The following is a 25,730-nucleotide window of genomic DNA, read 5'->3' as shown; positions in this document are numbered from 1 at the left end:
CCTCCTTACTTCTTCTTTCCGAGCGGCTCAACCGGTACGGTCTGACGACTGCCGTCCGCCTTGCGGGTGACGGTCACCGTGTGTGCATCGTTGAGCTTCCAGCCGTTCATCGGCTCCCATTTCACAATCCGTCCGCTGTGGTCAACGTATCGCAGATCGCGCTCGTTGATCGCCTGACCGTCGATTTCCACCGTGTACTCGGTCACCTTGGTGTTCTCAGCAAAGGTAATCACCACGTACTGTGCATACTTGAGGTCGATCAGATTTGCCGCGAGTTTGAGGTCGGCTTCCGGTTTACCAGACGGATTTTCGGACGGTTTGGTCTGGTCGGGCGTACCGCTGGGTGTGTCAGACGAACTGCCGGACGCAGAGGAATCCCGTTTCATCGAACGATGTACCGTGCCCGAGCCCGGCTTATCGCTCTTAGGCATCTCGCCCTCTTCCAGCTTGATATCGCTCACTGCCGCATCCGTGCCGTCGGCACTGATCTTGGCCTTCTGTCCGGCCTTGACCATCTGACCGCCTGCCTTGACGCCGCTGGTACCGCTTGCCGCGGTGACCTCGGTATTGGGCGTTGTCACCGTCACGTCATTTGCATCTGCCTGCACGGTCTTGACCGTACCCTTGCCGCTGATCTCGACCTGTGCACCGTTGACTGCAATCGATTCCACTTGTGCACCGCTTTCGACTGTGATCTGGCTGCCCTTGGCCTGTTCATCGACCGTAATCGTACCGATCTTGCCGCTTCGGATGTCTACCTTTGCCGAGCTGGTCAAATGGACCTCGGCAATGTCACCGTCAACAATCAGATCGCTGGATGCATCTACCTTGTCGAGTGCGCTGTCTTTGGTCTCCAAGCGGGTCGCCGTGTTGGGATTTTTCAGCACAACGCTGCCCTTGATCTTGGTTTCAATCAGATGAATCGAGTCCGCACCACCACCGCGCACGATCAGACGACCGTCCACGGTCATTTTTTCCAATGTTGCGTCTCCGGTGCCAATGCCGTCAGCCAGCACCAAATCACCGCTCACCGTCATGCCCTGCAGGGTCGCACCCGATGCACGCACGACAAGATTGCCCTGTGCAGCCTGCGTGACCGTCTGCGGTGCATCAATATACATACCGACCAGGTTGCACATGACCTGTGCAAATTCTGCGCGGGTGATACCACTCTGGGGATTCAATTTGCCCTGTGCACCGCCCACATATCCGCCTTCCACCAGCGCTGCGACCGCGCCCTTTGCCCAGTCCGAAACCTGATCGCCGTCGGTAAAGCCGTTCAATGCCGTACTTTTACCGTCTTGCAGCGCAAAGGCGCGGGCAAGCACCGTAAATGCCTGCTCGCGTGTAATTTCACGGTCGGGAAGCAATTTGCCGTCCCCTCCCCGGAAGGTTCCCATCTGCACCGCTTTGGCCAGTTCGGTATGATACCACGCCTGCGGGCTGACATCCTGATACCCGTCTAACTTTGCCTGCTCGGTCGCACCAAAGGCACGATTCATGATGGCAGCCATCTCTGCACGGGTCAATTTTCCGCTCGGATTGATCTTACCATTCGCGCCCGACAGCAAGCCGTCGTTTACCGCGCGTGTCAGTGCTGCTGCCGACCAATCGGTCGGAAAATCCGAGAATTCTGCCGCTGCTGCCTGTGTTTGCAGTACCAGCGCTGCGGCAAAGACTGCCGCAATCAAATTCTTCTGCTTCAAAAATCTTCCTCCTTCAAATCTCGAGTTAGTTTCAACTAACCGCCATAGAGAGGTTCCCTCTTTTATCGGTCGACCGTGCGTTCTCTCGGTTAGTTTAAGCTAACTCTTTTCTTAATCAGGAGTATATCACCGCTTCCAGATCTTGTCAATTGCATTTTTGTCACATTCTCACCTTTATATGGCTGATATGCGTAAAAATTCGCTGTTTTTGTCACGAAATACTGATCTTTCATAGACACGATATCTGCTCGTAATTGCCCCAAAGTCCCTTGTGAAATCGAAATCATAATTTCAGTAAAATTTCATGTAAAATTTTGCCTACCGTACTTGTTTCCGACAGGATTTTCTTTCCGTTTCATGTATGATTATGACATGTGACAAAAAATCCCCATGCTGCTTTTCTCACAGCACGGGGATTGTAAAAACGCATTATCAGGATTTTAATATATACTTTTTGAAATAACAGGCTTTTATCATCAGTCATCCTGCATCTCGATCATATCGTCGGAAGCCGAGCCAACCGGAGGTGCAGCCGTGCTCGCACGGACAACCAGCGTCGGCGGAACGATTAATTTCACCGGAATATCTCTCAAATATCCCGTGCTGCTCGACCGCTCGGTCAGCAGATGTACCGCAATGCTGCTCATCTCCTGTACACGGGTGGAAATGGAGGTCAGCGGCGGTTCCATGAGCTCGGACAGCGGGGTGTCGTTAAAGGAAATGATCGACACATCCTGCGGAATGGACAGGCCTGCTGCCTTGAGCGCACGTACGGTACCGATTGCATTTTCTTCGTTTGCCGTCAGGAAAGCGGTTGGCAGCGGTTTACCCTGACGCAGGTGCTCAGTTACCGCACGCTCTGTGAGTGCTGCATTGGTAGGTACATCGATGAGGAAACTGCTGTCATAGTCATTGCGCGCACTCATAAAGTGAATGAACAGCTGACGGCGCACCTCGGGTGCGGGCTGTTTCCAGTCATCCAGTTTATCTGCCGGGCCGACAAAGCCAATCTGGCGATGTCCCAGCGAAAACAGGTGATCGAGTGCGTGCTCGATGCCCAAACGGTAGTTGATGACCACCGAATCGCTGCGCGCTTCATCGGGCGAGGAATCCACAAAAACCAGCGTATCACTCAGCTGATGCAGCGCTTCAATCTGCGTTCTGGTAAAAATTCCGATGGCAATGATGCCGTTGAGCGGCAGCGGATAGGGACAGGTAAAACTCTCTCCGTCCCGCAGAAGCGGAATCAAGTCGATCTTCTGCTCCATGCACTCCTGTGCCACGAAATTTTTCAAATACAGATAAAACGGGTCTTCCAGCTGTTCTGCCGGCGTGAGCATCTCAGCCACGCCAAAACGCAGCACCGCGCTCACTTTGCCCTTATTGTGCTTCTTATATCCCAACGCGCCGGCGGCTTCCAAGACACGGCGGCGCGTATCTTCGCTGGCTACCATGGTGGGGTCATTATTGAGGATACGCGATATGGTCGCAATAGAAAGATTTGTATAGGCTGCAAGCTCTTTGAGAGTCGCCATCGTCAGCACCGCCTTTTTAATCAATTACACTGTTATCGAATTTTACCAAGTAAATTCTATTACCCATTTTAATCTGAACTACACCCGAAAATCAAGTAAAAATTTGCTCGAAAACACAGGAATTTATCCATCTTTTTGCTGTAACGTCAAATTCATTAGTTATAAATTGTAGGATTCAGCAAATGCCTTGTGCAATTTTCCCAAAGGCACAGATAGGAAATTGTGAGAGGAACTAAAAATTTAGTAAAAACACATTCTACGCTTGCCATCCCGTCTTTCCTAGTGCTACAATGGAAACACAAAGAACAGACCGCCTGAGTAAAGAGACGGACTGCTCGGAGAAAAGAAAGAAGAGTAAAAGTGAAAAGGAGCGAATTTATCATGAAACGATTTTTTGCGCTGATGCTGTCCGCAGCAATGTGTCTTTCCCTCGCAGCTTGCGGTGGAAACCAGGCCGCTGACACCTCCACCTCGGGTGACACCCAGACCGCTGAGTCCACGGGCGAGAAGCTCAAGGTTGGCGTTTGCATCTACAAGTTCGACGACGCATTCATGACCACCTACCGTAACGCCCTGCAGGCTCAGCTGGAGGAAAAGGGTTATGAGGTTACCGTAGTAGACGGCAACAACGACCAGGCTAAGCAGACCGAGCAGATCAACACCTTCATCACCCAGGGCGTTGACGCGCTGATCATCAACCCGGTTATGACCTCCGCTGCTGACAGCATCATCGCATCTGTTAAGCAGGCTGATATCCCGACCGTCATCATCAACCGTGAGCCCACCGCTGACCAGATGGCAGCTTACGAGAAGCTCGTTTACGTCGGCTGTGACGCTGCTCAGTCCGGTACCTTCCAGGGCGAGCTGATTCTCGAGACCGAGAACAAGGGCGACATCAACGGCGACGGCAAGATCTCCTACATCATGATTCAGGGCGACCCCGAGAACATCGATGCCAAGCTGCGTACCGAGTACTCCGTTAAGGCTCTGACCGACGCTGGCATGACCGTTGAGCAGCTCGACCTGCAGCGCGGCGACTGGGACCGCAACAAGGGCCAGGAAATTGCTCAGAACGACCTTGCTAAGTTCGGCGATCAGATCGAAGTCGTATTCTGCAACAATGACGACATGGCAATCGGTGCTCTGCAGGCAATCCAGGCAGCAGGCCGCACTGTAAACGAAGACATCTACCTGGTAGGCGTTGACGCACTGGACGCTGCTCTGAACGAAGTTGTTGCTGGCAACATGACCGGTACCGTTCTGAACGATGCAAACGGCCAGGCTACTCAGGCTGTTGCTTCCATGGAAGACCTCCTCGGTGGCAAGACCTTTGCAGCTGGCGAGCAGTCCATCTACGTTGACTACGTCAAGGTAACCCCCGAGAACGCTCAGGAATACATCAAGTAATGTTCTGAACTTTCTTCTCTTCATAGCAATCCGAACGAGGTGCGTGTGCTTAGCGCACGTACCTCGTTTTCTTTATCCCTTGCTGTTCTAACAAATGCAGCCTTACCGAATAAATAAGCCAGTAAAGCTGTATTTTTTAAAACAGGAATGTTTTGAGGATCTTCCATAGAAAGGGGTCGGCCAAGTGTCGGAATATCGTTTGGAAATGCGGGGCGTGGTAAAAATGTTCCCCGGCGTCAAAGCACTCAATCACGCTCAACTGAAGCTGCGTCCCGGTACGGTTCATGCGCTGATGGGCGAAAACGGTGCCGGAAAATCCACACTGATGAAATGCATGTTCGGCATTTATCACATGGACGAGGGCGAAGTTTATTATGAGGGGGAAAAGGTGCAGATCAAGGGCCCGCTCGATGCACTGCATCGCGGCATCGCCATGGTGCACCAGGAGCTTCAGCCCATTCCCGAGCGCAGCGTCGGTGAGAACATCTACACCGGTCGCTTCCCGCTCAAGAAGTTCGGTCCGTTTTCGTTCATCGATCATCAGAAGATGTACGAGGACGCAGCCGCTGTACTGAAGGAAGTCCATCTTCCCTACGATCCCAAGACCAAGCTGGGTACGCTGAGTGTTTCTCAGATGCAGCTGGTTGAGATCGCAAAGGCAGTCTCGGCAGACTGCAAGGTGCTCATCCTGGACGAGCCGACTTCCTCGCTGACGGCTGCCGAAGTCGAAGCGCTGTTCACCATCGTAGACGAGCTGCGTGACCGCGGTGTCTCCATCGTCTACATCAGCCATAAGATGGACGAGATTCTGCGCATCTCGGACGAAGTCACCATCATGCGTGACGGTCAGTACATCGGTACCTGGGCAGCAAAGGAGCTGACCACCGATATGATTATCACCAAGATGGTTGGTCGAGAGCTCAGCAATCTGTATCCCCATCGCGACAATCACCCCGGTGAAGTCGTATTTGAAGTCAATGACTTCACTTCCATCAATCCCAAGAGCTTCCGCAACGTCTCCTTCAACGTCCGCAAGGGCGAGATTCTGGGCGTTGCCGGTCTGGTCGGTGCACAGCGTACCGAGCTGATGGAAGGCCTGTTCGGTCTGCGCTGCCACAGCAAGGGCACGGTCAAGTATAAAGGGAAAGAGCTCAAGATCAATCGGCCTGCCGATGCGATCAAGAGCGGTATCGCACTGCTGACCGAGGATCGACGCGCGACCGGTATCATGGGCGTGCTGTCCATCGCAGATAACGTATCCATCGCTTCGCTCAATAAGTACTTGATCGGCGGCTGCCTGCTGGACGACCAAAAGATCGAAAAGCTGGTACAGGATAACGTTGCAAAGCTGTCCATCAAAACTCCTTCTTCCAAGACACTGATTCAGACGCTGTCCGGCGGTAACCAGCAGAAGGTTCTGATCAGCCGCTGGCTGGCAAATGATCCGGATATCTTCATTCTGGACGAACCCACCCGCGGTATCGACGTCGGTGCAAAATACGAAATCTACTGCATTATCGCCGATCTGGCGAAACAGGGCAAGAGCATCATCCTGATCTCGTCCGAGATGAGTGAGCTGATGGGCATGTCCGACCGCATTATGGTTATGTGTGACGGTCGCTGCACCGGTGTTCTCGATGGCAAGGAAGCCAATCAGGAGAACATCATGGAACTGGCAACCCGTTTTGAGTAAGTAGGAGGAAAAAGAAATATGGCTAATCTCTCTGCACAGAAAGGCAAAATCAACGCCAAAAGCGTCAAGCAATTTGCCTCAAACAACGCGATTATTATTCTGATCGCTCTGCTCGCACTCTTCGTTGGTCTGACCACACAGAACTTCTTCACGGGCAGCAACGGCAAAAACCTGCTCATCAACGTCGCGCCCCGATTCATCATCGCCTGCGGCGTATCTGGATGCCTCATCACCAAGGGTACCGACCTGTCGGCCGGCCGTATGGTTGGTCTGTCCGCCTGCCTGTCCGCTATGCTGCTGCAGGACGTTACCTACACCGCACGCATGCTGCCCTGGCTGCCTGACATGCCGGTCGCTGTTGCACTGATCATCGTTCTGCTGATCGTTGCTTTCTTCGGCGCGATCAACGGCTGCGTTATCGCATTCCTGAAGGTTCCCCCGTTCATCGCTACCTTGGGTATGCAGACCATCGTTTACGGTCTGTGCTCGGTTATCACCAACAACCAGCCTCTCGGCGGCTTCAAGCAGAGCTACTCTCAGATCGCTTTCGGCAGCCTGGGTCCCATCCCCTACCTGCCCATCATCGCCCTGCTCGTCGGCATTTACATGTGGGTTCTGTTCAACAAGACCCGTCATGGTAAGTACATGTACGCAATCGGCGGCAACGAGAATGCAGCCGAAGTCGCAGGCGTTAACGTTTCTGCCGCTCTGATCCGCATTTACATCCTCGCAGCTGTTCTGTACGGCCTCGGCGGTTTCCTGCTGGGCGCAAAGGCAGGCGGCGCTTCAACCGCAACCGGCTTCGGCTATGAGCTGGAAGCAATCGCAGCTTGTACGATCGGCGGCGTTTCCACCAACGGTGGTGTCGGCCGTGTTTCCGGTGTTCTGATCGGTGTTCTGGTATTTGAGACCCTGAAGATCTGCTTGCAGTTCATGGGTGTCGATCCGGCAATCACCTACATCGTACAGGGCTTCGTTATCATCCTTGCAGTCGCTCTCGACCTGCGCAAGTACCTCGGCAAAAAGTGATTTTGCACTCCCCAATAGATTACCGGCAGCTGGAAAACAGCTGCCGGTACTTTTTTATGTCCTCTTGTGTCTGCTGCATGCACGCGGCAGATTTTTTCATTTTCCTGACCTTCCGAGCATCTTCAATGCCCTGTTTACAGGCAGTCTTTCCCCTGTGATCTGCCCTGTCACAGCCGGTCTGTGAGCCGTTCTGTGCTGCATTTGGTACGCCTGATGTTTAACTTACCCCTACTGGGCAAAGCCCTCTCCTGCCCGTTCTCAGACCGTTTTATCATGCAGTAACGCAGCCATTTCCTTACTCTGTCTGCCGCTCAGAGATACCCTCAGAGCCATTCCAGCGTGTCAGACATATGGGAAATCCCCTTCCATATTCCAAGCACTCACAGCGCAGCTGTGCAGTCCGTACGACTGCCCAATTTTTGCATAAAAAAGGTACAGCACAGAGCTTTTACACTCTGTGCTGTACCTCATGTGAAGGAAAAAGAAGAGCAGTGATTCTGATTTACCTCAGCGGTCGACAGAATACTGATAAGTTGTGGTATGATGATAAGTCTGACCGATTCGCAAGACAGGCTGCGGGAAGATCGGGCAGGCAAACGCATTGGGCCAGAACTGGGTTTCCAGGCAGAATGCATGTCGGCGGTCGTAAGCCGCTCCGTCCTTGCCGGTCGGCAGACGGTCATTCAGGAAGTTTCCGGTATACAGCTGCACACCCGGCATGTCGGATGCGACGGTCAGCGTAATACCAGTCTTAGGAGAATGCGCCTGCGCGAAGGTACGCATGCCCGCGCCGTCCGGAATATAGTTGTGGTCATAGCCGCCAGCCAGTACGATCTGTTCAAAATTGCTGTCCCAGCCTGCATCCAGACGCTTGGCCGTGCGCAGGTCAAACGGTGTATTCTCCACAAGTGCTACCTCACCGATCGGTGCATTGGTCTTGCCCAGCGGTGTATAGCGTTCGGCGCAGACCTGAACGGTCTGATCTCCAACCGAGCCGGACGCATGTCCGCTCAGGTTGAAGTAGCTGTGACTGGACAGGTTGCAGACGGTGTCCTGATCGCTCTCTGCGAAGAACTCTAACGTCAGCTTACCCGCTTCCAAGCGATAGATCGCGGTCACCCGCATGGTTCCCGGATAGCCTTCTTCCCCGTCCGGACTCAGGTAGCGCAGCTGCAAGCCGTCCGGCAATACAGCAGCCTGCCAGACGCGACGGTCAAAGCCGACCATGCCGCCATGCAGATGGTTGACGCCATTATCGTTGCAGGCCAGCGTGTACGACTTGTCATTGATCTTAATGCGGCCATCCGCAAGGCGATTGGCACAGCGTCCGAGCAGCGCGCCGATGTAGCAATCCTGCGCTTCGTATGCTGCGACCGAATCAAAGCCCAGCACAATATCGGTCGGCTTTCCGTCGCGATCGGGAACGATCAGCGACTGCAAGATACCGCCCAGCGTCAGAATGGATGCCGAACACGCGCCATCGGTCAGCGTGTAGCGGTCAATCATCTGACCGGCTGCGGTGACACCAAACGGTGTACATGTAATTTTCATGCGTTCACGCTTTCCGCAAACCGCAGGAATGCCTTTTTGCCCTCCTCGGTTCGCTTATATACGCCCGCGTGCTCCAGCACCTGTGCAAAGACCAGGCCAACCTCTCTTTGCAGAATGTCGGTGACATTGTCCGCGGTGACCTCATTTTCCTGCATGATGCGCTCTGCCCACTCTGCATGAGATGCAGTCAGCGGGTCGGCGCGCAGGTCTTCACCCTTGACCATCTTCTCGCCCAGTACAGCCAGCTCATTTTTCAGGCGTGCGGGCAGAACAGCAAGGCCCATGACCTCAATCAGGCCGATATTTTCTTTCTTAATGTGGTGCAGCTCGGCGTGCGGATGATACAGACCGAGCGGATGCTCTTCGGTGGTCAGGTTGTTGCGCAGTACCAGATCGATCTCGTAATCGCTGCCGCGGCGGCGTGCAATCGGGGTGATCGTGTTGTGCGGTACGCCGTCGGTCTCGGCAAAAATGGTCGCCTCTGCGTCGGTATAGCCACGCCAAGCGTTCAGAATGCGATCTGCCAGCTCGACCAGACGGTCGGGGTCGGCAGCGGTCAGGCGGATGACCGACATCGGCCAGCGCACGATGCCTGCACGGATGTCGTCAAAGCCGGTAAAGTGCAGCTCGGTCTCGACCGGTGCCTTGGCCATCGCGAACTCATACCGTCCGCCCTGGAAGTGGTCGTGTGCCAGAATGGAACCGCCGACGATGGGCAGGTCGGCATTGGAACCGACAAAGTAGTGCGGGAACTGTCCGATGAAGTCGAGCAGCTTGCGGAAGCAGGCGCGGTCGATCTTCATGGGCGTATGAACCGAGTTAAACACGATGCAGTGCTCGTTATAGTAGACGTACGGAGAATACTGCATGTACCACGGGGTCTGATCAATGGTGATCGGGATAATGCGGTGGTTCTGGCGTGCCGGATGGTTGACACGGCCTGCGTAGCCGGCATTCTCCGGGCACAGCTGGCACTTGGGATAGCTTGCCGCCGGCAGGTCGCGTGCCGCTGCAATCGCCTTGGGGTCCTTCTCGGGCTTGGACAGGTTAATGGTGATGTCCAGCTCACCGTATGCGGTATCAGCCTTCCACTGCATATCACGCGCGATGCGGTCGCGGCGGATGTAGTTGGTATCCTGGCTGAACTTATAGTACCAGTTGGTTGCCTCGACCGGGTTCTGTGCGTACAGTGCACGGAACTTTGCGATGACCTCGCGCGGCGGCGGGGTCAGGCGGCCCATCAGGCTGGTATCAAACAGATCACGGTAGACGATGGAATCATTCTCCATCACGCCGCGTGCATGTGCGTCGTCCATCAGCTCATCCAGAACTGCGGGCAGGTCGATCGGTGCATCGTCCAGCACCGGTTCCTCGTAGCTGTCCAGCTTCAGTGCTTCGAGCAGCGTATTGACTGCCCAAATATGGTCTTCGGGTGCGATCAGGCCGGTATTCTCGGCATATCGCACCAGCTTGGCCACTGCGGTATCAATCATGTCCGTGTGCCTCCCTCTCAGTCCGCATATCCGTGCGGATGCTTGCTGTGCCAATCCCAAGCGGTCTTGATGATGGTGTTCAAATCATCATATTCCGGCTTCCAGCCCAGTACGGTCTTGGCCTTTTCGCTCGATGCGATCAGCTGTGCCGGGTCGCCTGCACGGCGTGCCTCTTCCTTGGCCGGAATCGGATGACCGGTCACGCGGCGTGCCTCGTCGATGACTTCCTTAACCGAGAAGCCAACGCCGTTGCCGAGGTTGAATACATTATTTTCGCCGCCGTTCATCAGGTATTCCAGTGCCAGGATGTGCGCCTGTGCCAGGTCGCAGACATGGATATAGTCACGGATGCAAGTGCCGTCGGGCGTCGGATAGTCATTGCCGAAGATCGAGATTGCCTCACGCTGACCGTTCGGAACCTGCAGGATGAGCGGAATCAGATGGGTTTCCGGGTTGTGTGCCTCACCGATCGTGCCGTCCGGATGTGCGCCGCAGGCGTTAAAGTAGCGCAGTGCAACAAAGCGCAGGCCGTGTGCGACAGATACCCACTTCATCATCTTTTCCATCGACAGCTTGGTTTCACCGTAGCAGTTGGTCGGCTCGGTGCGGTCGGTCTCCAGGATCGGCACGCGCTCGGGCTCACCGTAGGTCGCTGCGGTGGACGAGAATACGATCTTGAGTACATTGTGTGCAACCATGCTCTCGAGCAGGGTTTTGGTGCCGCTCAGGTTGTTGTCATAGTACTTGAGCGGATCGCGCATGCTCTCGCCAACCTGCGAGTTTGCTGCGAAGTGGATAACGCCGTCGATCTTCTCGCTGTCAAATACATGATCGACAAAAGCGCGGTCACGGATATCACCCTCATAGAAACGTGCCTTTGCAGGAACTGCTGCACGGAAACCAGTTTCCAGATTGTCGGCAACGACAACGTCATGACCTGCATCAACCAATGCGCGTGCGGTATGCGAACCGATGTAACCAGCACCGCCTAAAACCAAAATAGACATGATAGAAAACCTCCCCTAAAAAACGATCAAACCAACAAAACCCTATATGTTACTTACGCGATCACGACGCCGCCCTCCAGGCGAATGCCCAGGAAGTGGCAGCAGCCCTCGCCCAGAACAGCTTCCATGCCAGCACGGAATGCATCCTTCATGGAAACCGGTACGTAAGCCTGAATGGTACCTGCAAAACCGCCGCCGTGTACGCGGACAGCGCCCTCGCCGCCCAGCAGATGCTGTGCCAGTGCGATGGTGAGCGGTACGGCCTGCTCCTGCGGACGTGCGGTGCAGAACAGGTTCTGCAGCAGCATTGCAGACGAACGACCGGACTGATCGACCAGCGACAGGAAGTACTGGAAGTCATCCTGCTCGAGCGCACGCGCTTCCTTGAGTGCCAGCTGGTTATCCGAGAAGAAGTGCATCGCACGCAGCACTGCACGGTCGCCAGCCTGCTTGCGCACCTCTGCCAGATTGCTCCAGAACTCCTTTTCGTCGACCTCGCGCAGTACCTGCTTGCCGAAATATGCCGCAACGGCCTTCATTTCGGACGAAACGGCTGCGTATTCATCGGTCAGGTCGGCATGGTCTGCACCCGAATCGATGATGCACAGGACATGACCGGACGAGCGCAGGTCATAGTTGATCTTATTGACGATCGGAACGGCGGGATCGTTGAAGTCGATCGAGATGATACCGCCGACTGCACAAGCCAGCTGATCCATCAGGCCGCAGGGCTTGCCAAAGAACTTATTTTCCGCGTACTGGCCGATCTGTGCGATGGCAACCGCGTCGATGGCATCCTCGCAGAACAGATGGTTCATGATAATGCCAATCAGCACCTCGTAAGCCGCGGACGAGGACAGACCGGAACCACCCAGAACGGTGGAGTCTACACAGGCATTGAAGCCGCCGATCTGGTAACCCATATCGTGCAGACGGCTTGCGATGCCGCGTACCAGTGCAGCAGACGAGCCGAGCTCATCCTCCTGCGGGGTCAGAACCGACAGGTCAACCTCGATTGCCGGATAGCCTGCCGAGTGGATGACGGCTATCATCGTGCCGTTTGCGCCGGCGCATGCCATCATATCTAGATTAACCGGGCCTGCCAGTACGCAGCCGTGCTGATGGTCGGTGTGATTGCCGCCCATCTCGGTGCGTCCGGGGCTGGAAAACAGGGATACTTCCCCGTCTGTTCCGAATTTTTCACTGTATGCTTGGATTAAATGCAGCAGTCGCTGACGCTTTTCCTCCAGTTCGGTGCCGTCCAGACCGCACAGAGACTGAAGCCGTGCATTGATTGCTCCGTTTTGCAGATCCTGCTGCAGGGCGATTGGGCTTTTCATAATTCTCGTCTCCTCTTCAACACATGTTCTTCCAATGAATACAACCACTGTTATTTTTATTATATAAACCCTTTACTAAAAAATCAATATATTTTAGTAAAATACATCCGGTTATTCTGCCCAACTTTTACTGTGGATTTTTTACTCTCTCGTTTATTTGTATCTTTTCCTGTCTTTTTTGACCACTTTTGCGGCAAAAAAAGACCTCCTTGTACAAAAAGTACAAGGAGGTCTCGGCTTACTTACAAGTCCCCCGGAACTCAGGTCAGCTCCTGCCAGTTTGCAGGATAGACAAAGTACGCATAGCGGGTAAAGGTCGGGGTCTGGAAGTGGATGTGGCTTCCCTTGGGGATATAAATGATATCGCCCGGGCCGCCGCGGACAATGCGTCCGTCAATCTCGATCTCCAGTTCGCCTTCGATGACCATATCGTACTCGTCATAAGTCAGAGTCCACTCAAAGCTCGTGTGGTCAAGCTCCATCACGCCTGCGCCCATACGCGGTGCCTCTTCGAGCGTCACCAGATCCTTCAGTGCAACGCCGTCCTGCTCGAACGGTTCGCACTTGACCGTAGACGTCTTGATGCCGATGATGCCGCTCGGGTCGACATGCTTTTCAAACGGAGCCTTTTCCGATTCGACTGCCTCGCGCAGCACGCGCTCGACAATGTCGCGGATTAAGGATTCACTGATATTCATAGTACGTCCAAATCCTTTCTTACTTGTCCGCGCTCTCGATCTTGCTCAGCAGCTTGGGTGCCAGAACGTTCGCCAGAATCAGAGCGGTGATACCAGCAACCAGCTTGCCCAGGATGACCGGGAATACCATCTGCTGCTCAACACCTGCGGTGAAGCCCAGGTGGTCGCCGAATACGAATGCAGCGGAAACTGCAAATGCAACGTTCAGGATCTTGCCCTTCGGGTTCATCTCGCCCATGATGTTAAACATTGCGATGTTGTTTGCCAGCGTTGCAACCAGACCAGCAGAACCAGTCTCGTTCATGCCCAGTGCTGCGCCAACCTTATTCAGGACGCCGCCAAAGGTTCTGGTGATCCACTTGACCATCGGGAACGCACCGATCAGTACGATACCGATCTGTCCGCAAACCAGAAGGCCGGAGTCCAGCGGAGAGATACCGGTGACTTCGTCCTTGATGGACATAACGTCGAACAGCGGGAAGTAAATACCGGTGATCTGCTGGAAGACTGCGATTGCAGTCAGCGCGGTGATAACGATGGTAACGCCTGCGCCGAATACGTTAAAGCCAGCGATCATCTTAGCCGGTGCAAACCACAGACCAAGAACGATCAGCGCTGCGATCACGATAACGGGCACGAGGTTGATCAGAATACGACCAATGTCCATCTTGTACTCGGTCATGTTCATGGCCAGACCGCCGACGATACAGCCGATCGGAATGGTGATCATACCAGCCAGAACGCCTGCGCCCAGGTAGGAGCGGTCTTCCTTCTTGATGATACCCAGTGCAACGGGGATGGTGAATACGATGGTCGGGCCCATCATGGTGCCCAGAATCAGACCTGCAAAGTTACCGATTGCAGGATCTGCTGCCAGCTCCATAGCCAGCGGATAGCCGCCCATATCACATGCGAGCAGCGTGGTTGCGAACATGGAAGCATCCGCGCCGATTGCGGTGTAGAGAGGCTTGAGGATGGGGCCGAGCACGGTCGACAGGACAGGAGCTGCAGCAACAACGCCTGCCATGGACAGTGCCAGCGCACCGATTGCATTAAAACCGTTTTCAAATTCTTCTCCGTAACCGAACTTGTTACCGAGAATCTTATCGATTGCGCCGACCAGCATAAAGATCATCATGATCATCATGATGACAGAGTTGATCGAAAGACCGGAAATCCAGGCTTGCAAACTATCGGTGAATACGCTCATGTGTGTTCCTCCTTCTTTTTTCTGAGACTGCACATCTGTTACAGCAGCGCGTCGAACAGCTTCTTGTCCGGCCGCGGGATGACCGTGGTCTCAACAAGCAATTCTGCATCCTTTCGCGCCGCTTCCACTGCTGCACGTACCGCTCCGACATCGCCGGTCAGGGTTACAAAACCCTTTCCCCCTATTGCGTATCCGGTACGCACCTCAATGAGCGTGATGTTGGCTGCCTTGGCTGCTACATCCGCCGCGATGATTGCCGAAGCAATCGAGTAAAATTCCAGTACGCCGACCGCGCCGCGCACATCGACCTGATTGGTCATGCTGATCGCCGGGATCAGCTGTTCGTGCACGTTGGGAAGCATCAGCGTGTCTACTACGAGCTCACCGCCGCGCTTGATTCCCTCCGCCATCGCCGCACGTACGTCGCCGGTCTCGCCGCCGACAATAATCATGTACTTGCCCGGGCAAACAGTGCTCGAACGCAGCAGATCTACCTGCGCCGCCTTGACCATATAGTCACAGGTCTCAATACCGCGGGCAATGCTGGTCAGCTCGACCATACCAATCGCAGTTGCCACCGTTTACCCCTCCTTCCTGCCGGAAATCCGTGCTCCGGCAGCGCTTACTTCAGTGATTACGCCTGTAATACCGGCGTGTATGTTGGCAGAAAGTGCTCCTTCCGCCGCCTGTGCGATCAAATCGCCCTTGTTTACCGTATCGCCTGCCTTGCAGACCGGCTGCGCCGGCTTGCCGATGTGCTGTGCAAACGGCACGAATACTTCGTCCGGAGACAGTTCGATACAGGTATGCGCGTGCAGACCGCTGTATGCACTCAGTCCCAGCCGTGCGATCAATCGCTCGGTCGGGATGCGGCGCATATCCAGCTCTGGACGCGCCTCGGGCTTCATGTTTCGCTCGGGCTGCAAACCGCGCTCGCGCAGCGCGCCCTTCATGTACTCGTTGACCTTACGCGGCGACAATCCCATCGGGCAGGCGAACATCTCGCACACGCCGCAGCTGCAGCAGTTTGCCGCATCGCCAAAGGCGCGGAGAAATTCTTCGTTCGACGAAATCGTCTGTTCGCGATACAGGTTGCGCATGACCATGTGCGGACGAATCTGGTGTCCGATTTGATAACGCGGGCACAGATCGGTACACATCCGGCACTGAATGCACGCCGTCCGCGCCTGTGCGCGAATGCGCTCCATGGGACGGCCTGCACGGGTGATCAGATAATGATCGCGCGGCAGTACGATCAGATTGCCCGTCGTCTTGGTCACGACTGCATTGCGGATAGCCTCCCGGTCGGACAATACCCGACCCATCATCGGTCCACCGACAATGACTGCGTAATCGGTCAAATGCGGCTTTGCCGCCTCGATACACTGGGTGATTGGGGTACCGATCGGGGTATGGATCATGATCGGCTCCCGTACCTCACCGACAACCGACAGGTACTTGGACGAAACGCTCTTGCCCTCTGTCATGGCATCGTAGATGCCCAGCAGGGTGCCAACATTATCCACCACCGCACCCACATCGAGCGGCAATCCGCGTTCGGGTACGGTCTTGCCGGTGACGAACTGCACCATGGTCTGTTCGTCGCCTGCCGGGTAAAATACACCCATCTCGCAAATTTCAATCGCCGCACCGGCCTTGTCGATGGCTGCACGCAGCGCATCGATCTCGGCACGGTACTTCTTCTTGAGCGCAATCACCGTATGTTCGGCCTGCAAATGTCCGGCTACGATCACAGCCGCCGCGACAATGCGGTCGGCGTATGTACGGCAGAGATATTTGTCGGTCTCGATCAGCGGCTCACATTCGGCCGCGTTTACGATAAACCATTCGGCTTTCGCCTTCAGTTTGACATGCGTGGGAAATCCCGCGCCGCCGGCACCGACAATACCTGCCTCCCGGATCGCATCCAGCAGATTCATTGATCCTTCACCACCTTACTCCAATACTTCCGGGTGGAGCTCCTGGTCGTCGACGATGCCGACCACAGTTGCATCGACCGGCACGCTCATATCACCCGCTGCACTGCGCGCCGAGCTGCCGCCAACATAAATGACGGTCTCGCCCACGCCGGCGCCGATGGTATCGGCTGCGATAATCGGCGCTGCTTCCTTTGCACCTGTCAGCAAATTGATGGGTTGGACGACCAGCAGCTTATAGCTTCTGAGTTTTTCATCTTTACGGGTCGACCAGATATTGCCGATCACCTTTGCAACTTTCATGTCAATTCCACCTATTCGTCAGTCTCGTACGATCTCAACACCACGCGCCTGTGCATATTCACGCGCCAGATCGGTGATGATCGCCTTTTGGCATACATATACGGTCGTCATGCCGCGCTTGTACACCGCGTTGACATCGCGCTCGGTTACGATGCGCTTATCAATCCGTGCACAGTCACCCGATGCCGCCGGGGCTGCCGGTGCCGCAGTCGGAACCTGAATCACCTCGACCGGTGCAGGCGGCTTGACTGCCGGTGCACATTCGCCCGACAGGATCGCCTCTTCCAGGTTACCAAGCGGACAAATGGTCATACCGGCCTGCTGCAGGAGCGTCAGCTGACCATACAGATGCTGGTAGTAGGCTGCCGGTGCGCTGTCCGCATACTTTAAAAGCTCTACGGTCTCCTGCGGCACGAATACCTTCTTGCCCAGGAGCAGCGCCTTCTGTGCCAATCGGGAAGCCGGTGTCTCACACAGGCCGCCGCTCAGTCGACCCATCAGTTCCAGGTCTAGTCCGAACAGGATGACCGCCTCATACGACTCGAGCGCACACTGGTAATCCTGAAGCAGGGCACATTCGGTCTGATAATATTCGGCAAGCCGCGGGCTTTCCAACATCTGATGACACAGCGTACCGTGTTCCTGGGTCAGGATGAGCAGCTTGGGCTTTCCGGAATCCACTGGAGCCGCGACCGGAGCCGATTCCGCTTCGATCTTGGCTGCGACCCGTGCCACAATCTCCTCTACCAACTGGTTAAAATCCACCTCTCTTCCCTCCTTTCTGTATTTTTGATGGGATCAAATCTTACAGTTCATCGCGATGCCTGCCGGCGTTACCAGGAACGGGTCGGCGGGTTTGATCGTGCGGATACCGGTCTGCTTTTCAAAAATCTGCTCGATTCCGGTCAGGCAGCAGGTACCGCCGCACAGATAAATGGTGTCGATCTCATCCCGGTTGATGTACCGTCCCACGATGCTGGCCATCTTTTCCACCACCGGTCGAACAACCGGCAGAATCTCACGATGACGCTTGTAGTCCTGCTTGATCTGTTCAGCCTCAGCAAAAGGAATGTGATAATTTCCGGCCAGAACCAGCGTCACATGGGTGCCGCCGGTCGGCTCGTCCTCAATCTGGACAACTTTGCCGTCCTTGAGGATGGCAAGGCCGGTCGTGCCGCCGCCGATGTCCACAACCACACCGTCATCAATCTGATAGATGGAGTTGGCTGCGCTCGGCTCGTCGAGCACGTTTGTGACCTCGAATCCGGCTCCCTCTGCGACATACTGATGGGTACGTGCACTGGATTCGGTTCCGGCCGGCATGGCGATCGCACAGTTCAAAAGCTCCAGTCCGGAAAGCCGGGCTTCCAGCTTTTCCTTGAGCTCACGCACGATGCGCAGCGCACCCGAATAGTCCACGACCACGCCGTCCTTGAGCACCGATGCTGCCTGTTTTTCACAGGCAACCGGGTTGTTCTCTTCGTCCAGCACGACCAGTACAATATATGCCGTACCCAGATCGAGTCCTACCTTGAGCTTATCGCTCACCGGCTTGAACGTCTGGGTTTCAGAAGCTTTTACGCGCTCCATATACGCGTTTACACGTTCGAGATCCATCATAAGTCTTGCATCCTTTACTGAATTTGGGCGTTATTTAATGATTTTTCCAAGCGTAAATCCGCTCACCAATGCTGCGTTTGCCTCGTCAAAGTCAATGTGCATCCGGCAGCTGAACTTTTCGCTGACGCGGATGATGACATCACGGAAGGTAACCGGTCGTTCGGTGAACACCTCTACGCTTACGCGCTGCTTGTCGGTAACGCCCATAATGCGCGCAACCTCTGGGGTCAAGTGTACATGATTGTGGGCAATGATTGCGCCTTCTGCAATCTTGATCGAGCCGCAGGGGCCTTCAATCGAAATCGAACCCGAACCTGCGACGTCACCCGACTCACGTACCGGTGCTTTGACACCCAGCTCGACACAGTCGCTCTTGGACAGCTCGACCTGTGTGGCTGGACGAATCGGCCCCAGAATCGCGGTGCGCTCCTTGCGGCCCTTGGGACCGATCAGCGTCACGCGCTCCTCGGACAAAAACTGTCCGGGCTGCGAAAGCGGACGCTTGGGCGTCAGCTCCGCACCCTTTCCAAACAAAATCTCAAGGTGTTCGCGCGTCAGATGAACGTGACGCGCGGATACCTCAACTTCAACCAGTCCGGCACGAGGGATGGCATCCAGTACGGCCTGAATAATCTGTTCCATACGCAATCCCCCTTACTTTCTGTCCTTATCGTACATACCAGCCAGATACATACACATCATGATGTGCACAGCGCTCGACATGCGGTTGAGTTCTTCAATGATGTCGGCACGCGTACACTTCTTGCCCTCCCGAAATGCCTGATTGGCGGCAACTTCGGTCTCACGCACCTGGGTGCGCAGGCGGTTTAACATGGCGTACGCTCTGCCCATGGTGTAATCGGGCAGGATCATCTGCTGGATGTGGAAAAATCGCATGGGATCGTGGGATCGCTCGCGCAGCTCAGCGTGGGTCAATCCAATGATGATCTCATTTTTGAACGGTTCCTCCAAAACGTCACAGCGCATCATTTCGCGCAGGACAGTGAGAATATCGCCCAAGTCGCCAATCAGCTTGGGGCTCTCCCCCTGTGCGTGCAGCTCGGCCTGAATCAGAACGATTTCGGCCTGCAGGCTGTCCAGCTTGCCGCGGAACAGGATACGCGGATGATTCTTGGGCACGAGCGTATTGCCAAACAAATGGGTCATATGCTCGGGCTTCTCCATGTAGAACGCCCCGGTTTCATAATCGACAAACTTGGGACGCGGCTCCTGCGGCGCAGCCTGCACGTCCACGGTAGGCATTGGGGGAACCTCGGTTGCCTGCACAACAGGCGGCTGATCCTTGGAAATTTTGATCTTGCGCTGCTGCAAATATTCCCTGGCCGCAGGAGACAGGATCTTTCCATCCGGAATATAATACACCTCAGGCTCGGACGCACGCAGCTCGTCGCGCAGGATCGCTTCTGTGATGACCTTCAAGCGATTCACCCCCTGTCAAGGTCATTGATACCGACTTTCTTACTGATTGTTGAGGGTCGGCAGGATGAATTCGACTTCATTGTGCGGACGCGGAATGACGTGTACCGAGATCAGATCGCCGACCCGCTCTGCTGCCGCTGCGCCTGCGTCGGTTGCTGCCTTGACTGCACCGACATCGCCGCGTACCATAACGGTGACCAGACCGCCGCCTACATGAACCTTACCGATCAAAGTAACGTTTGCTGCCTTGACCATTGCGTCGGCTGCCTCGATCGATCCAACCAAGCCCTTGGTCTCGATCATACCCAATGCTTGTACGACTGCCATAACGTGTTTCTCCTTTCAATTCTTATCCCAGCGTGGGCAGGATGAACTCTACCTCTTCGTGGGGACGCGGAATGACATGTACGGAAATCAGCTCGCCAACGCGCTCAGCTGCTGCTGCGCCAGCGTCGGTTGCTGCCTTAACTGCGCCGACATCGCCGCGTACCATAACGGTAACCAGGCCGCCGCCTACATGAACCTTACCGATCAGGGTAACATTGGCTGCCTTTACCATTGCGTCGGCTGCTTCTACCGAAGCGACGAGACCCTTGGTCTCGATCATACCCAATGCCTGCATCGTTGCCATTGTATATTCCTCCTTAGAATCCTAACGTGTGTTTAGTTTACGGTCTGCAGCCGTGCGATGATGCGAGCGACGATCTCATCGACCATCTTCGGGTCCATCATCTCAGGCGCCGGATTGACCTTGCAGATGCCGTCCGAGCAATCGGGCACGTTCTTGCGGATGTCTTCCAGCTCGCACTGACCGTACGCAACATAGCGACGGTTGAGCAGATTGAGCGGGCCGACGTTTTCGCTCGTCGCGCTGCCGCCGATTGCACCACAGCCCAGCGTCAGCGAGGGCATCAGACCGGTGCTTGCACCGATACCGCCCAGTGCGCTCGGGGTGTTGACCATCATACGAGAACACGGAATACGCTTCGAGAAGTAATCCACAATCTTCTCGTCCTTGGTATGCATCGAGAACGAATGTCCCTTGCCTTCATAGTGCAGGATGGTGCTGCAAATATCGCATACATCCTTATAATCAGTACCGGTGTAGAACGCCAGGATGGGACCCAGCTTCTCGTTGGAGTACGGATGACCGCGTCCAACGCCGTCTTCATCGGCAACCAGTACACGTGCACTTGCCGGAACATCCAGACCAGCAAGCTCTGCGATGGTCTGTACGCTGCGGCCAACGATCTCGGGGTTCATGGTGCCGTTTGCACGCAGAATGAACTTGCCGAGCTTTGCGCGCTCCTCAGGATTGAGGAAGTACGCACCCTGCTTCTCCATCTCAGCCTGAATGGCCGGACGCATATCGGCATCACAGATGACCGACTGTTCGGAAGCACAGATCGTGCCGTTATCAAAGGTCTTAGAGTCGATGATGCGCTTGACCGCCAGCGGGATATCGGCAGTGCGCTCGATGTATGCGGGGCCGTTGCCCGGGCCGACGCCGATTGCCGGCGTACCGGACGAGTAAGCGGCACGTACCATCGCCGAACCACCGGTCGCAAGGATCATTGCAACATCGGGGTGTTTCATCAGGTTATCGGTTGCCTGCATGGTCGGAATGGAGATGCAGGATACCAGATTCTCATTTGCACCCGCCTCCGCGATCGCCTGACGGATGACCTTTACGGTCTCCGAGATGCAGCGCAGTGCGCTGGGATGGGGCGAGAATACGATCGCGTTGCCCGACTTAATGGCAATTTCCGCCTTGAACAGTGCGGTCGAGGTGGGGTTGGTCGAGGGGATCAGACCGGCGATGACGCCGACCGGAACTGCGATGACACGGAGCTTCTTCTCCTCGTCGCGCTCGAGCTCGCCGATGGTCTTGAGGTCCTTGATGTACTCGTAAACACCGCGGCTTGCGAATACGTTCTTGATGACCTTATCGTCGACGATACCGAATCCGGTGTCTTCATGCGCCATCTGCGCCAGACGCCGTGCATTGCGCACGCCTGCGTCTGCGATCGACCGCACGATGCGGTCTACCTCGGCCTGCGTCTTTTCCGCAAGCTCCTGCTGTGCCTTCTTGGCCGCACCAACCAGCTCGCGAACTTCCTGCATGGAAAGCAGGTCCTTGTCATAAAGCTGCATATATTATCCCTCCTGTCCGAGCGCCTTGGTGATGCGCTCGATCAGATCTTCCTTCTTTGCGAAGCGAATGTCCCGTCTGGACATGCCGGTCGTTCCCAGTTCGCGTGCCACGATACGAAGCTTGGCAACCGTCATTTTACCGAGCGCTTCCGGTGTCAGCTCCGACAGATCCATTTTCTCTGCGTGAGCTTCTTCCGGCTGTTCTTCCTTCATTTCCTCGGTGTGGGCTGCCTCTTCGGGTTCCGGTACTTCAGGTTCGGGCTCCGGCTCAGGTGCCGGGGGCTCGGGTTCCGGTTCCGGCTTGGGCTCCGGTCTTCTGTCCAGGATGTGCGCAACATCGGCTGCCGGACGCGGAATGACGTGTACGGAGATGAGTTCTCCGACGCGCTCGGCTGCTGCCGCACCCGCATCGGTCGCGGCCTTGACCGCGCCTACATCACCTTCCACCATCACGGTTACCAGTCCGCCGCCGACATGCGTCTTGCTGATGAGCGTCACACTCGCTGCTTTGACCATCGCGTCGGCCGCCTCGATTGAGGCGACCAGGCCGCGGGTCTCAATCATACCGAGAGCATTCATAATTTTTCCCTCCGTTTCCATGCGGAAATGCTCGTTTCCGCATCACTTTGGGAGATTATTCGACTCTCGGGGTATCTGCAACGAACTCAACCGCTGCTGCAAAGGCCTCACAGGCCGACTTGCAGGCCGACTGACTGCCCGTCAGCAGTGCTCCGCCGAAGTTGGTCTCGGACGGGGGTGCGTACAGAACGCACATCTTAACGTCTGCTGCCTTGAGCGCAGCATCCACGCCGTACATTGCCTCAAGCGGCGGTGCGATCAGGTAAGCCAGTGCTTCGCCTTCCTGGATGCCAGCGCCCTCGGACAGGTAAGAACCAGTACGGGAAATGCACTGTGCGTAGTATACGATGCTGTCGTCCTCGTTTGCCGAGATAAAGTGTGCAACGTTCTCTACCATATCAACTGCTGCCTGCAGGCCAGCCTTAACCTCTGCCGGATTGGGGCCTGCCAGGATACCGATGAACTCACCGGCCAGCTTGGTGTTTGCGTTTGCTGCGCCGCCGTAGAAGCTCTTTGCATATACGACCTTAACGTCCGCCTTCTTGGTTGCTTCATCCACTGCGGTGTAGCCAACATCATCACAGTCGGTGGTCAGAAGTGCCAGAGACTTCTGATCGGGTTCCAGATTCAGCTGCTTGGCAAGATCGGGAGAGACGTTCGGAATAATTTTAGATGCCAGAACGGTTGCTCTTACAGGATCTCTTTTCATTTTTATTGCCTCCCTGTTACAGTTTCAAGTCGGTTCCGCTGGCCTTCTTTTCCAGCATGATCTTGATGATCTCCGCAATGTGCGCGCCTGCCTCAGCAGGGATCGTACCGTTTTTATGGATGTTGGAGACGACCGTTCTGCGCGCCTCGGGCATGCCGACCGTTGCCTTGTAAGCAATATATGCCGACATGGACTCGGCGGTAATCAGGCCCGGACGTTCACCGATCAGGGTACAGGTAACTTCTGCGCCCAGCAGCTCGGAGATCTCATCCATAACACCGACACGACCGAACTTTACGAAGAACGGGGTGCCTACGTCGATGCGGTAGCTCTGCAGGCCCTGCATGATTGCGGGCAGCAGGTCAGCGACATTCGCTGCAACTGCCGCAGAGGACAGACCGTCAGCAACATAGATCTGTACGGTGGGGGACTTTTTGCACTTTTCCTTGAGCGTTGCAACTGCCTCGGGGGACAGCTTACGGCCCAGGTCAGGACGGGTCAGATAAACGTCCTTGTTTTCACACTGCGTCTGTACGATGAACAGACCCATCTGCTTTTCTACGAAATCATGATCGACGTCATTGAATACGGCATCCTGTGCGGCCGAGTGTGCGGCACGGAACTGCAGCATGGGATCGGTCTTATAACGAGCACCAGCCTTGCCGATGCCCAGACGGCAGGGAGCGTTTGCCTTGAGCTCTGCGTACTCCTCACCGTGCTCGGGATTCTTTACCAGATACTGGGTACGGATGTTAACCTCGGTTACATCCGGGATGCAGCCGTCTTCTACAACCGGTGCGCTGCCTGCGCAGCATGCTGCCTGAGCAGCAGACGCAGCCGTTTCAGCCGCAGCACCCGAAATATTCATTTCTGCAAGCACCTGTTCGATGATCGCTTTTAAATCCTTCTGATCCATTCAGTCTGCGCCTCCTTCTTACTTTGTCATAAAGACCGAAGCGTCGCCCGCCTTGGGTGTCAGCTTGCCGTTCTCCGAGAAGCCCATCTTCTCCAGCCACTGATCAAATTCCTTGATCGGGCGCAGTCCAAAGACTTCGCGCAGTGCAGCTGCTTCGTGATAGCCGGTGCACTGGTACATCAGCATGCAGTCATCACCCTGCGGTACACCCATGATATAGTTGCAGCCCGCAGCAACCAGCAGCGTTGCCAGGTTCTCGATATCGTTCTGGTCAGCCTTCATGTGGTTGGTGTAGCATGCGTCACAGCCCATCGGGATACCGGTCAGCTTGCCCATGAAGTGGTCTTCCAGGCCTGCACGGATGACCTGCTTGGAATCGTACAGGTACTCGGGGCCGATGAAGCCGACGACCGTGTTGACGAGGAACGGATGGTAGCGCTTAGCAAAACCGTAGCAGCGTGCTTCCATGGTAACCTGGTCCCAGCCGTTATGTGCTTCAGACGACAGCTCGGAGCCTTGGCCGGTCTCGAAGTACATGACGTTCGGGCCGGTGGAGGTGCCCTTGTGGAGCATCATGTCGCGGCCTTCGTCCAGCATCTGAGCGGTCAGGCCGAAGGCCTCGTTGCCCTTCTGGGAACCTGCGATGGACTGGAACATCAGGTCGATCGGAGCACCGAACTTATCAGCCGCCTCGGTCTGGGTGGTAACGTGAGCCAGCACGCAGATCTGAGTCGGAACTTCCCACTTATTCTTGAATTCATCGAACATCTTGAGGATACGCGCAACGCTCTCGACCGAGTCGTCAACGGGGTTCAGGCCGATAACTGCGTCGCCGCAGCCAAGGGACAGACCTTCCATAACCGATGCGATGATGCCCTTGGGATCGTCGGTGGTGTGGTTGGGCTGCAGACGGGACGAGAACGTACCCGGCAGACCGATGGTCGTATTACAATGAGCGGATACGCGCATTTTCTTGGCCGCATAGATGAGGTCAAGGTTGCTCATGAGCTTACAAACAGCTGCAACGATCTCACTGGTCAGACCACGCGATGCACGGCGGATCATCTCACCGTCGGTGCGCTCGTCGAGCAGCCATTCACGGAACTCTGCAACAGTCATGTTCTTGAACTGTGCGAAGATGGTCTCGTTTACCGAATCCTGAATGATACGGGTAACTTCGTCTTCTTCGTAGGGAACCGCCGGATTGTTGCGGATCTCATTGAGCGTGATATGAGACAGGACGACCTTGGCTGCAACGCGCTCCTGCGCATCCTCTGCAGCAATGCCTGCCAGCTTGTCGCCCGATTTTTCTTCGTTGGCCTTTGCCATGACCTCTCTGAGCGACTTAAACTCGTAAGTATGGCCAAAAAGCTTGGTTTTCAGTATCACATTCACTCACCTCT

General features: G+C 55.4%; 24 protein-coding genes and 1 pseudogene. 3 read left to right on the top strand and 22 right to left on the bottom strand.

The window, feature by feature from the left end; translation table 11 throughout:
• Nucleotides 1-5: 5 nt before the first annotated feature.
• Nucleotides 6-1,706 (bottom strand): S-layer homology domain-containing protein, encoded by a 1,701-nt coding sequence (locus B5F17_RS02835; RefSeq protein ID WP_087370557.1) that lies wholly within the window; start codon nucleotides 1,704-1,706, stop codon nucleotides 6-8.
• A gap of 476 nt (nucleotides 1,707-2,182) precedes the next feature.
• Nucleotides 2,183-3,241, bottom strand: a complete 1,059-nt coding sequence (locus B5F17_RS02830) for a LacI family DNA-binding transcriptional regulator (RefSeq protein ID WP_016147365.1) — start codon at nucleotides 3,239-3,241, stop codon at nucleotides 2,183-2,185.
• Between the two features lie 381 nt (nucleotides 3,242-3,622).
• On the opposite strand from B5F17_RS02830, the gene B5F17_RS02825 reads away from it, so the two are divergent.
• From B5F17_RS02825 to B5F17_RS02815, 3 genes are all read left to right on the top strand, one after another.
• Nucleotides 3,623-4,648 carry a galactose ABC transporter substrate-binding protein gene (locus B5F17_RS02825; protein ID WP_016147366.1) on the top strand — a complete coding sequence of 342 codons (1,026 nt, stop codon included), beginning with the start codon at nucleotides 3,623-3,625 and terminating at the stop codon, nucleotides 4,646-4,648.
• Between the two features lie 184 nt (nucleotides 4,649-4,832).
• The gene (locus B5F17_RS02820; RefSeq protein ID WP_087370554.1) at nucleotides 4,833-6,341 is read left to right on the top strand and encodes a sugar ABC transporter ATP-binding protein; all 1,509 of its coding nucleotides are present in this window, start codon (nucleotides 4,833-4,835) and stop codon (nucleotides 6,339-6,341) included.
• Nucleotides 6,342-6,359: 18 nt separating this feature from the next.
• Nucleotides 6,360-7,370, top strand: a complete 1,011-nt coding sequence (locus B5F17_RS02815; RefSeq protein ID WP_016147368.1) for an ABC transporter permease subunit — start codon at nucleotides 6,360-6,362, stop codon at nucleotides 7,368-7,370.
• A 507-nt stretch (nucleotides 7,371-7,877) separates the two neighbouring features.
• Here B5F17_RS02815 and B5F17_RS02810 read toward each other — a convergent pair.
• From B5F17_RS02810 to B5F17_RS02715, 20 genes and pseudogenes are all read right to left on the bottom strand, one after another.
• Nucleotides 7,878-8,921 (bottom strand): aldose epimerase family protein, encoded by a 1,044-nt coding sequence (locus tag B5F17_RS02810; protein WP_087370552.1) that lies wholly within the window; start codon nucleotides 8,919-8,921, stop codon nucleotides 7,878-7,880.
• A complete protein-coding gene (galT, locus tag B5F17_RS02805; protein ID WP_087370549.1) occupies nucleotides 8,918-10,414 on the bottom strand; it encodes a UDP-glucose--hexose-1-phosphate uridylyltransferase in 1,497 nt (498 codons plus the stop codon). The genes B5F17_RS02810 and galT overlap by 4 nt, the downstream gene beginning before the upstream one ends.
• Before the next feature lie 17 nt (nucleotides 10,415-10,431).
• Nucleotides 10,432-11,421, bottom strand: a complete 990-nt coding sequence (gene galE, locus B5F17_RS02800; protein ID WP_016147371.1) for a UDP-glucose 4-epimerase GalE — start codon at nucleotides 11,419-11,421, stop codon at nucleotides 10,432-10,434.
• Between the two features lie 53 nt (nucleotides 11,422-11,474).
• Complete coding sequence (locus B5F17_RS02795) at nucleotides 11,475-12,761, bottom strand: galactokinase (protein ID WP_087370546.1); 1,287 nt, start codon at nucleotides 12,759-12,761, stop codon at nucleotides 11,475-11,477.
• 260 nt (nucleotides 12,762-13,021) lie between these two features.
• Nucleotides 13,022-13,459 (bottom strand): EutQ-related cupin domain-containing protein, encoded by a 438-nt coding sequence (locus tag B5F17_RS02790; RefSeq protein ID WP_016147373.1) that lies wholly within the window; start codon nucleotides 13,457-13,459, stop codon nucleotides 13,022-13,024.
• A gap of 19 nt (nucleotides 13,460-13,478) precedes the next feature.
• Nucleotides 13,479-14,669, bottom strand: a complete 1,191-nt coding sequence (locus tag B5F17_RS02785) for an ethanolamine utilization protein EutH (RefSeq protein ID WP_087370543.1) — start codon at nucleotides 14,667-14,669, stop codon at nucleotides 13,479-13,481.
• A gap of 38 nt (nucleotides 14,670-14,707) precedes the next feature.
• Complete coding sequence (locus tag B5F17_RS02780) at nucleotides 14,708-15,247, bottom strand: BMC domain-containing protein (protein ID WP_016147375.1); 540 nt, start codon at nucleotides 15,245-15,247, stop codon at nucleotides 14,708-14,710.
• Nucleotides 15,248-15,250: 3 nt separating this feature from the next.
• The gene (locus B5F17_RS02775; protein WP_087370540.1) at nucleotides 15,251-16,609 is read right to left on the bottom strand and encodes a 4Fe-4S dicluster domain-containing protein; all 1,359 of its coding nucleotides are present in this window, start codon (nucleotides 16,607-16,609) and stop codon (nucleotides 15,251-15,253) included.
• A gap of 15 nt (nucleotides 16,610-16,624) precedes the next feature.
• Complete coding sequence (locus tag B5F17_RS02770) at nucleotides 16,625-16,909, bottom strand: EutN/CcmL family microcompartment protein (protein WP_016147377.1); 285 nt, start codon at nucleotides 16,907-16,909, stop codon at nucleotides 16,625-16,627.
• An 18-nt stretch (nucleotides 16,910-16,927) separates the two neighbouring features.
• Entirely contained in the window at nucleotides 16,928-17,674 is a 747-nt protein-coding gene (locus tag B5F17_RS02765; RefSeq protein ID WP_087370537.1) for a hypothetical protein, read from the bottom strand.
• A 33-nt stretch (nucleotides 17,675-17,707) separates the two neighbouring features.
• The gene (eutJ, locus tag B5F17_RS02760; RefSeq protein ID WP_016147379.1) at nucleotides 17,708-18,529 is read right to left on the bottom strand and encodes an ethanolamine utilization protein EutJ; all 822 of its coding nucleotides are present in this window, start codon (nucleotides 18,527-18,529) and stop codon (nucleotides 17,708-17,710) included.
• A gap of 30 nt (nucleotides 18,530-18,559) precedes the next feature.
• Nucleotides 18,560-19,171, bottom strand: coding sequence for a phosphate propanoyltransferase (locus B5F17_RS02755; RefSeq protein WP_016147380.1), 612 nt, complete (start codon nucleotides 19,169-19,171; stop codon nucleotides 18,560-18,562).
• 12 nt (nucleotides 19,172-19,183) lie between these two features.
• Nucleotides 19,184-19,969: a cobalamin adenosyltransferase family protein gene (locus B5F17_RS02750; protein WP_016147381.1), complete on the bottom strand. Its 786-nt coding sequence runs from the start codon at nucleotides 19,967-19,969 to the stop codon at nucleotides 19,184-19,186.
• Nucleotides 19,970-20,008: 39 nt separating this feature from the next.
• Nucleotides 20,009-20,296 carry a BMC domain-containing protein gene (locus tag B5F17_RS02745; RefSeq protein WP_016147382.1) on the bottom strand — a complete coding sequence of 96 codons (288 nt, stop codon included), beginning with the start codon at nucleotides 20,294-20,296 and terminating at the stop codon, nucleotides 20,009-20,011.
• Between the two features lie 22 nt (nucleotides 20,297-20,318).
• On the bottom strand, nucleotides 20,319-20,600 hold the full coding sequence (locus B5F17_RS02740) for a BMC domain-containing protein (protein WP_016147383.1): 282 nt from the start codon (nucleotides 20,598-20,600) through the stop codon (nucleotides 20,319-20,321).
• Nucleotides 20,601-20,632: 32 nt separating this feature from the next.
• The gene (locus B5F17_RS02735) at nucleotides 20,633-22,123 is read right to left on the bottom strand and encodes an acetaldehyde dehydrogenase (acetylating) (protein ID WP_087370534.1); all 1,491 of its coding nucleotides are present in this window, start codon (nucleotides 22,121-22,123) and stop codon (nucleotides 20,633-20,635) included.
• Between the two features lie 321 nt (nucleotides 22,124-22,444).
• Nucleotides 22,445-22,723 (bottom strand): annotated as a pseudogene (locus tag B5F17_RS15290) (BMC domain-containing protein); the annotation flags it as partial.
• Nucleotides 22,724-22,757: 34 nt separating this feature from the next.
• Nucleotides 22,758-23,411: an ethanolamine utilization microcompartment protein EutL gene (gene eutL, locus B5F17_RS02725; protein WP_016147386.1), complete on the bottom strand. Its 654-nt coding sequence runs from the start codon at nucleotides 23,409-23,411 to the stop codon at nucleotides 22,758-22,760.
• Between the two features lie 16 nt (nucleotides 23,412-23,427).
• Entirely contained in the window at nucleotides 23,428-24,327 is a 900-nt protein-coding gene (gene eutC / locus B5F17_RS02720) for an ethanolamine ammonia-lyase subunit EutC (protein ID WP_016147387.1), read from the bottom strand.
• A gap of 18 nt (nucleotides 24,328-24,345) precedes the next feature.
• A complete protein-coding gene (locus B5F17_RS02715; RefSeq protein WP_087370528.1) occupies nucleotides 24,346-25,716 on the bottom strand; it encodes an ethanolamine ammonia-lyase subunit EutB in 1,371 nt (456 codons plus the stop codon).
• Nucleotides 25,717-25,730: the final 14 nt, after the last annotated feature.

It is taken from the genome of Butyricicoccus pullicaecorum (genome assembly GCF_002160355.1).
Classification (GTDB): Bacteria; Bacillota; Clostridia; order Oscillospirales; family Butyricicoccaceae; genus Butyricicoccus; species Butyricicoccus pullicaecorum.
Note: the sequence above shows the minus strand (reverse complement) of the source record. Positions and strands in the feature narration are given on the sequence as shown.

Excerpts from the sequence above, each read along its gene's own strand:
- B5F17_RS02830 (WP_016147365.1), bottom strand. The coding sequence starts at position 3,241 with ATGGCGACTCTCAAAGAGCTTGCAGCCTATACAAATCTTTCTATTGCG.
- B5F17_RS02825 (WP_016147366.1), top strand. The coding sequence starts at position 3,623 with ATGAAACGATTTTTTGCGCTGATGCTGTCCGCAGCAATGTGTCTTTCC.
- B5F17_RS02815 (WP_016147368.1), top strand. The coding sequence starts at position 6,360 with ATGGCTAATCTCTCTGCACAGAAAGGCAAAATCAACGCCAAAAGCGTC.
- B5F17_RS02810 (WP_087370552.1), bottom strand. The coding sequence starts at position 8,921 with ATGAAAATTACATGTACACCGTTTGGTGTCACCGCAGCCGGTCAGATG.
- galT (WP_087370549.1), bottom strand. The coding sequence starts at position 10,414 with ATGATTGATACCGCAGTGGCCAAGCTGGTGCGATATGCCGAGAATACC.
- galE (WP_016147371.1), bottom strand. The coding sequence starts at position 11,421 with ATGTCTATTTTGGTTTTAGGCGGTGCTGGTTACATCGGTTCGCATACC.
- B5F17_RS02795 (WP_087370546.1), bottom strand. The coding sequence starts at position 12,761 with ATGAAAAGCCCAATCGCCCTGCAGCAGGATCTGCAAAACGGAGCAATC.
- B5F17_RS02790 (WP_016147373.1), bottom strand. The coding sequence starts at position 13,459 with ATGAATATCAGTGAATCCTTAATCCGCGACATTGTCGAGCGCGTGCTG.
- B5F17_RS02785 (WP_087370543.1), bottom strand. The coding sequence starts at position 14,669 with ATGAGCGTATTCACCGATAGTTTGCAAGCCTGGATTTCCGGTCTTTCG.
- B5F17_RS02775 (WP_087370540.1), bottom strand. The coding sequence starts at position 16,609 with ATGAATCTGCTGGATGCGATCCGGGAGGCAGGTATTGTCGGTGCCGGC.
- B5F17_RS02770 (WP_016147377.1), bottom strand. The coding sequence starts at position 16,909 with ATGAAAGTTGCAAAGGTGATCGGCAATATCTGGTCGACCCGTAAAGAT.
- eutJ (WP_016147379.1), bottom strand. The coding sequence starts at position 18,529 with ATGATGGATCTCGAACGTGTAAACGCGTATATGGAGCGCGTAAAAGCT.
- B5F17_RS02755 (WP_016147380.1), bottom strand. The coding sequence starts at position 19,171 with ATGGAACAGATTATTCAGGCCGTACTGGATGCCATCCCTCGTGCCGGA.
- B5F17_RS02745 (WP_016147382.1), bottom strand. The coding sequence starts at position 20,296 with ATGGCAGTCGTACAAGCATTGGGTATGATCGAGACCAAGGGCTTGGTT.
- B5F17_RS02740 (WP_016147383.1), bottom strand. The coding sequence starts at position 20,600 with ATGGCAACGATGCAGGCATTGGGTATGATCGAGACCAAGGGTCTCGTC.
- B5F17_RS02735 (WP_087370534.1), bottom strand. The coding sequence starts at position 22,123 with ATGCAGCTTTATGACAAGGACCTGCTTTCCATGCAGGAAGTTCGCGAG.
- eutL (WP_016147386.1), bottom strand. The coding sequence starts at position 23,411 with ATGAAAAGAGATCCTGTAAGAGCAACCGTTCTGGCATCTAAAATTATT.
- eutC (WP_016147387.1), bottom strand. The coding sequence starts at position 24,327 with ATGGATCAGAAGGATTTAAAAGCGATCATCGAACAGGTGCTTGCAGAA.